The organism is Mycobacterium asiaticum (assembly GCF_001673365.1).
Classification (GTDB): Bacteria; Actinomycetota; Actinomycetes; order Mycobacteriales; family Mycobacteriaceae; genus Mycobacterium; species Mycobacterium asiaticum_A.
Genome location: NZ_LZLS01000160.1, coordinates 1 through 6,633, shown reverse-complemented (window position 1 = coordinate 6,633; position 6,633 = coordinate 1). Strand labels below are relative to the sequence as shown.

The window sequence follows — 6,633 nt, the reverse complement described above, 5'->3', positions numbered from 1 at the left end:
ATCCCTCCTCCTTCGGGCTCTTTCTCTCCCGGGTGTTCGGTTGTCTGTCGGCCCCCCGCGCCAGGGGGGTGAACCTTAGCGGCCGACGAGGTTCCAGTCCTCCAGGCCCTCGTACAGCGGAAACTCGCGGGCCAACCGCGTCACCCGGTCCCGCAATCCGGACACGTCGGCCGACGGGCCGGCGGCCAGAGCGGCGGCAATGACGTCGGCGACCTCGGCGAATTCCGCGTCGCCGAACCCGCGGGTCGCCAGCGCCGGCGTCCCGATGCGCAGACCCGAGGTGACCATCGGCGGGCGGGGGTCGTTCGGCACGGCGTTGCGGTTCACCGTGATTCCGACTTCGTGCAGCAGGTCTTCGGCGGCTTGACCGTCCAGGGGCGAGTTGCGCAGGTCAACCAAAACCAGGTGAACGTCGGTGCCGCCACTGACCACCGAGACCCCAGCCTTGGCGACGTCGTCGCCCAGCAGACGCTCGGCGAGGATGCGCGCGCCGGTCACCGTGCGCTGCTGGCGTTCGGCGAATTCCGGTGTGCCGGCGATCTTCAACGCCACCGCCTTGCCGGCGATGATGTGCATCAACGGCCCGCCCTGCTGGCCGGGAAACACCGCCGAATTGATCGCCTTGGCGTACTCCTGCTTGCCCACGATCATCCCGGAGCGCCCGCCACCGAGCGTCTTGTGGATTGTGGTGGACACCACGTCGGCGTGCGGCACCGGCGACGGGTGCAGCCCTGCGGCGACCAGACCGGCGAAGTGCGCCATGTCGACCCACAACTTGGCGTCGACCTCGTCGGCGATGGAGCGGAACGCGGCGAAGTCGAGGATCCGCGGATAGGCCGACCAGCCGGCGATGATCACCTTCGGCCGGAACTCGAGCGCCTGGGCCCGCACCACGTCCATGTCGACCCGGTGCGTCGTCGGGTCGACGCCATAAAACGCGTTCTCGTACAACTTGCCGGAGAAGTTCAGCCGCATCCCGTGGGTCAGGTGCCCGCCGTTGGCCAGATCCAAGCCCAGCAGACGTTCACCCGGCGACATCAGGGCGTGCAGGACAGCGGCGTTCGCCTGGGCGCCCGAGTGCGGCTGCACGTTGGCGAAGTCGGCGCCGAACAGTGCCTTGGCCCGATCCCGCGCGATGTTCTCCACCACGTCGACGTGCTCGCAGCCGCCGTAGTACCGCCGACCGGGCAGCCCTTCGGCGTACTTGTTCGTCAGCACGCTGCCCTGGGCCTGCAGCACCGAGCGCGGTACGAAGTTCTCCGAGGCGATCATCTCGAGGGTGTCGCGTTGGCGCCCGAGTTCCTTGCCCAGCAGCTCCGCTATATCGGGGTCGACCTCGGCGAGCGGAGCAGACATAACAGCGGAAGAGATGCGGGCGTCAGGTGCGGCAGTCACGGGGGTCAGTCTATCGAGCGCGCGATTGCAGAGCTGAAGAACCGTTTTGGCAGGCCCACCGTAAGGTCCGCCAGCGTTCCTGAGAGACTGGCACAATGCCGCCGCGGCCGAGCGAGCCGAGCCCCTATGTGGAGTTCGACCGGAAGCAATGGCGCGCCCTGCGTATGGCGACGCCGTTGGCCCTCACCGAAGAAGAACTGATCGGGCTGCGCGGTCTCGGCGAACAGATCGACCTGCTTGAGGTCGAAGAGGTCTACCTGCCGTTGGCTCGGCTCATCCACCTCCAGGTCGCCGCCCGGCAGCGGTTGTTCGCCGCCACCGCCGAGTTCCTCGGCGAGCCGCAGCAAAACCCGGATCGGCCGGTCCCGTTCATCATCGGCGTGGCCGGAAGCGTGGCCGTCGGCAAATCGACCACCGCGCGTGTGCTGCAAGCTCTACTGGCCCGCTGGGATCACCATCCCCGCGTCGACCTGGTGACCACCGACGGATTCCTGTACCCGAACGCCGAATTGAACCGGCGAAACCTGATGCACCGCAAGGGTTTTCCCGAGAGCTACAACCGTCGTTCACTGATGCGCTTTGTCACGTCGGTGAAGTCGGGCTCGGAGTACGCGTGCGCGCCGGTGTATTCCCACCTGCGTTACGACATCATTCCGGGCGCCAAGCATGTGGTTCGTCATCCCGACATCCTGATCCTCGAAGGCCTCAACGTCCTGCAAACCGGCCCGACCCTGATGGTGTCGGACCTGTTCGACTTTTCGCTGTATGTGGATGCGCGAATCGAGGACATCGAGCAGTGGTATGTGTCGCGATTTCTGGCGATGCGAAGTACCTCGTTCGCCAACCCCGAATCCCACTTCCACCACTATTCGGCGCTGTCCGACCCGCAGGCCGTCGTCGCGGCCAAGGAGATTTGGCGCTCGATCAACCGGCCCAACCTGGTGGAGAACATCCTGCCGACCCGGCCACGGGCAACCCTGGTGCTGCGCAAGGACGCCAATCACTCGATTAACCGGCTCCGGTTGCGCAAGCTCTAGAACTGGGCCGAGCGGGGTTGCGCACCGCAACGCTCGGGCGGTGGCAACCCCGCTTGGCGGGAAGGGGCGTTACGCCGCTAGGCGGCGCACTCCCAGGTATTGCAGGCCGGCGAACACCGCGGTGTACACACCCGAGGCCAGCGTCGCTGCGACCCCGAACGTCGTCATGGGCACCAACACTGCCGCGATGACGGCTGCGACGGTGTAGACGAGGTTGGCCGCGACGACGCCGATTCCCGCGCGACGCAGGTTCGGCAACGCGGCGAGGCTGAACACGGCCAGTCCGTAGAGCACGAAGAATGCCCCCAGGCTGTACACCTCGCCGGATGCCAGCCCGGTCAGCCGCGCTGCGGGGTCGGCGTCAACGGCCACGGCCAGCCCCAGCAGACCCGTCAAGGTGGCGTCGGCGCGCATTGCGAAACGCAGCAGCGAGTCAGTCGAGTCGGACAGGGGGCGGGGCGTCACGCCGGATACTGCGGTCATTTTGGTACTCCTTGGGCTGTTTTGGGAGGCCGGTTTCGAGGGCTCCGTGGTTCGGGTCGAACACGTTTGACAGTGCCGTCGATGCACTGCCAGATCGACCCATGGCACTGCCAATTACTGCCATGGGATCAATGACCAGCGAATTCGCCCCGGTATTCCCGATTGGGCTCAGACGGCCCGGGCTTCGAGCACACTGAACGGCGAGGCGGTCTGGACCACCCTGGTCATCCGATAGCCGGCGCGGGTGAAGATCTGCTCGTATTCGGCCGCGCTGCGTTCGCGCGCATCGAGCGCGAGCAGCATTTCCAGGTCCAACCAGTTGCCCACATACTCCCGATCGTGCTCGGGGACCACGAACTCGACCAGCAGCAGGTGACTGCCTACTTCCGCGGCGTCCCGCACGTTGCGCAGGATGCGCACCGCTTCGTCGTCAGGCCAGTCGTGGATCACGCTCTTGAGAATGTAGGCATCACCGCCGGAGGGCACGGAATCAAAGAACGAGCCCTCGGCGATCTGGACGCGGTCGGCTATACCCAGTTCGGAAAGCACACTCGGCGCGCCCGCTACCACCTGAGGTTGGTCGAACAGCACGCCGCGTGCGCCGGGTGTGGCGAGAAGGATCTCCGCCAACAGTCGGCCGTGACCGCCGCCGACGTCGACGATGGTGGCGAACGGAGCGAAGTCGTAGGCCGCCACCACGGGACCGATCGACAGCGCGGACCCGCCCGTCATGGCCTGGTTGAAAATCTCGCCGAGTTCGGGCTCGGATGCCAGGTATTCGAACATCGGTTTGTCGCGCAGCGGGGCGACGACGGACTGCCCGGTACGGACGGCGTCGGTCAGATGGCTCCAATGCTCGCGGTGCTGGCGCGAACCCAACCATCGGGCCCACCCGATCAGCGGTATCTCCGCGTCCCGGCGCAGGGTGCTGGCCAGTGGCGTGAGGTCATAACGGCCGTCGCGGCGTTGCCGGAAGATGCCCCTACCGATCAGCGCCCGGAGCAGGCGACTGATCGCGTCGGCATCGGCGTTGACGGCAGTGGCCAACTCCTGGGCCGACAACGGTCCGTCGGCAAGCGCGTCAGCGATGCCGAGTTCCGCCGCTGCGACGATGGCCTGCGACACCCACGCGTTCGAGATCATTTCCATCATCGCGACCGGTGGCGGCACCAGGCGCTGATGCAGTCGGGCCAGATAGTGCCGCGCGGTGTCAATTGCGCGCACGAATGGGACGGGCGGAGCCTTGGTCGGCATTTGATGTCTCCGAATTTGGGTGGGCGGCGTTGGCCGCGCTGGGTCGCTAGTCGGCCGAAACAGTAACCCGGCCACGCAGATCCGCGGCGATCAACCGGGCCGCCGCGTTCTGCCAATTATGCAGCGAGCGCTGCGGCACCTCGGTGACCAGCCACTGCCATGCTTGCCGGGCGGTCGGATCCAGCCCGGCGGCGGTGGCGTTCTGCGCGTAGGCCCGTACGCCGACGACATACGGGAAGTACAGCGAGTTGTAGTAGCGCCATTGTTCGGTGGTGCCGAAATCGCTGCCGTCGCGCGGCTTGAGCCGGCCGATGCCGTCGGCGAGCACCGCCTTGAGTTCGTTGGCCCGCTCCACCGGGTGGTCGGGAGCGCCGCGGGCCGCCAGTCGCTCGTCGATCACCGGCAACGCGGTGAGCGGGCTGGCGACCAGTTTGGTCAGGTCGCCGTAGTGCCCCAGCGCTCGACGGGTGAGCCGGACGAATGTGTCGTCGTCGATGTCGTCCAGGGGGTCTTGGGACCGTAACGGCAGCGCCGCCCCGGCGTCGCGCAGCGCCGCACGGTTCGCCCGTAGCTCCGGTGATCGGCTGAAGGCCAGCCGGTCCAGGACCCCGGCCAGCGGATCGGCCAGCACCTGCACCGTGATCGCGATCGCCAGGCTGGTGAACAGCAGCACCGTCAGCGCGGTTTGCGCGCCCGGTTCGGTCCGGGTAACCGCCAGACCGATCAACGCCTGGCCACCGAACAGGGCCGCCACCGTCGTGCAACCGGCGAACGAGCGCAGCATGTCGGCACGCAGGGCCTGCCCTTCGTCGAAGGCATCCCACACCGCCACCGCAACGCCCAGCAGCAAGACGTCGAACCCCGTCGACGCCAGCGCCAGCCAGCTCGGGACCAACCCCAACGGAATGATCAGGATTGCGTTGGCCAGCGCGAAGAACAGTGTCGCGACTACCACCACGCCAGTGACCGGCGTTGGGCGCGCCGATCTCAGTACCGTCACGGCCATCGCACCCAGCGTGGACACCGAGATCACCGCGAACATCAGCCAATGGCCCAGCCGCAGCGGCCCGTCGACATTGCCCGCGACCGCCGCGGCTAACAACGTCAACGCGGCCACCCCGGCGATGAGCAGTAACTCGCGGGTTCTGCCCCGGGAACTGTCGCATGGTCGGGCCAACTCGGCGAGCACCGCGAACCACGCCACGCTGGGCACCGCGACCAGGTAGACCTCAACCTGGCTAAGCAGCTGGGCATGCGCTCCGCTGGTGTTGCGAACGGCGTCCAGGGCCACCACCAAGGCGAACCCGCACAACCCGATCGAGGCCAGTACCAGCACCGGCTTCCGCGGATCGCGGGCCAGCAGATACAGCCCGAGCCAACCGCTCAGCGTGAACACCACCGCCGACAGCGCAGCCATGGATCCAGTCTGTCACGCGGCTAGTCGAGGGTGGCTATTCGACATCGAGGTACGGGGCCATGCGCCAACGGCCTATGCGCTATGTGGTCGTGGTGACGAGGTTCGCCTGGATCGGGGAAAGGGCCGCCAGTGCCGCCTGCAGCGCAGGCATCTGGCCGTTCAAGAAGCCGGAGACCTGGCTGCCGATGTTGCCGACGCCGGAGATCAGGGCCGAGGTGTTGGCGGCCAGCGTGCTGGTGTTGGCGATACCGGAGATGGCGTTGCCGAGGTTCTGGAAGCCCGACAGCAACGAACCGGAGTTGTACCAGCCCGAGGTCAGCGCCCCGTTGGCGTTGGCGAAGCCCGAACTCAGGTCGCTGGAGTTGAAGAAACCAGAAGTGCCGCTGGAACTTCCGTTGAAGTAGCCTGACGACAACGACCCCGACGAGTTCCCGATACCGAGCAGCCCCGGCACTGTCAGGCTGAGTTGGCCGAGCACTGTCGTCTGGAACGGTATGACTATGTTCGCTCCGACCACGAGGTCCTTCAGGACGATGGGGTTGACGACGATGGGGCTTATCACTGGGGATCGCAGGGTTCCGGCGACATTGACATTCGCAACAAAGTTGACGGTCACGTCGACCGGGATGTTGAACTGAGGGATCGGTCCGATGGTGATCGGGTGGAAAAAACCAGTGACCGGTATCGCCACGTTGGCACCCGCCACGAGGTCGATCGGAACTGCCGGGAAGTTGAGCGGGATGGTGATTCCGTCCACGCCTTGGCCGTCGGCCAGGTTGAACGAGCCGAGGTTTCGGCTGCCGGTGTTAAAAGAACCGGTGTTGAGGTCACCGGCGTTGGCGAAGCCGGTGTTGATGCTGCCGCCGTTGAAGCTTCCGGTGTTGCGATCGCCCGCGTTGGCATCACCGGTGTTGAAGCTGCCGACGTTGAAACTTCCCGTGTTGCCGCTGCCGGTGTTACCGATGCCGGTGTTGTAGCTGCCGGTGTTGCCGATACCGGTGTTGGCGATGCTGGTGTTGCCGATACCGGTGTTGTAGTCACCGGCAT

6 protein-coding genes are annotated in these 6,633 nt (G+C 66.2%); 1 reads left to right on the top strand and 5 read right to left on the bottom strand.

From position 1 onward, the window contains the following. Window positions 1-75: 75 nt before the first annotated feature. On the bottom strand, window positions 76-1,356 hold the full coding sequence (gene glyA, locus A5634_RS17580; protein ID WP_065145314.1) for a serine hydroxymethyltransferase: 1,281 nt from the start codon (window positions 1,354-1,356) through the stop codon (window positions 76-78). A 134-nt stretch (window positions 1,357-1,490) separates the two neighbouring features. Here glyA and coaA point away from each other — a divergent pair, with 134 nt between their 5' ends. Continuing rightward, window positions 1,491-2,432, top strand: coding sequence for a type I pantothenate kinase (gene coaA, locus A5634_RS17575; RefSeq protein WP_065145313.1), 942 nt, complete (start codon window positions 1,491-1,493; stop codon window positions 2,430-2,432). 69 nt (window positions 2,433-2,501) lie between these two features. Here the strand turns inward: coaA and A5634_RS17570 are convergent, their stop codons facing one another. From A5634_RS17570 to A5634_RS17555, 4 genes are all read right to left on the bottom strand, one after another. After that, window positions 2,502-2,915 carry a hypothetical protein gene (locus tag A5634_RS17570; RefSeq protein WP_065145312.1) on the bottom strand — a complete coding sequence of 138 codons (414 nt, stop codon included), beginning with the start codon at window positions 2,913-2,915 and terminating at the stop codon, window positions 2,502-2,504. 168 nt (window positions 2,916-3,083) lie between these two features. Next, window positions 3,084-4,169, bottom strand: coding sequence for a methyltransferase (locus A5634_RS17565; RefSeq protein ID WP_065145311.1), 1,086 nt, complete (start codon window positions 4,167-4,169; stop codon window positions 3,084-3,086). Window positions 4,170-4,215: 46 nt separating this feature from the next. Then, entirely contained in the window at window positions 4,216-5,586 is a 1,371-nt protein-coding gene (locus A5634_RS17560) for a hypothetical protein (protein WP_065145310.1), read from the bottom strand. Window positions 5,587-5,665: 79 nt separating this feature from the next. Next, window positions 5,666-6,633: pentapeptide repeat-containing protein (locus tag A5634_RS17555; RefSeq protein ID WP_216638747.1), on the bottom strand; the 968-nt coding region annotated here is incomplete at its 5' end.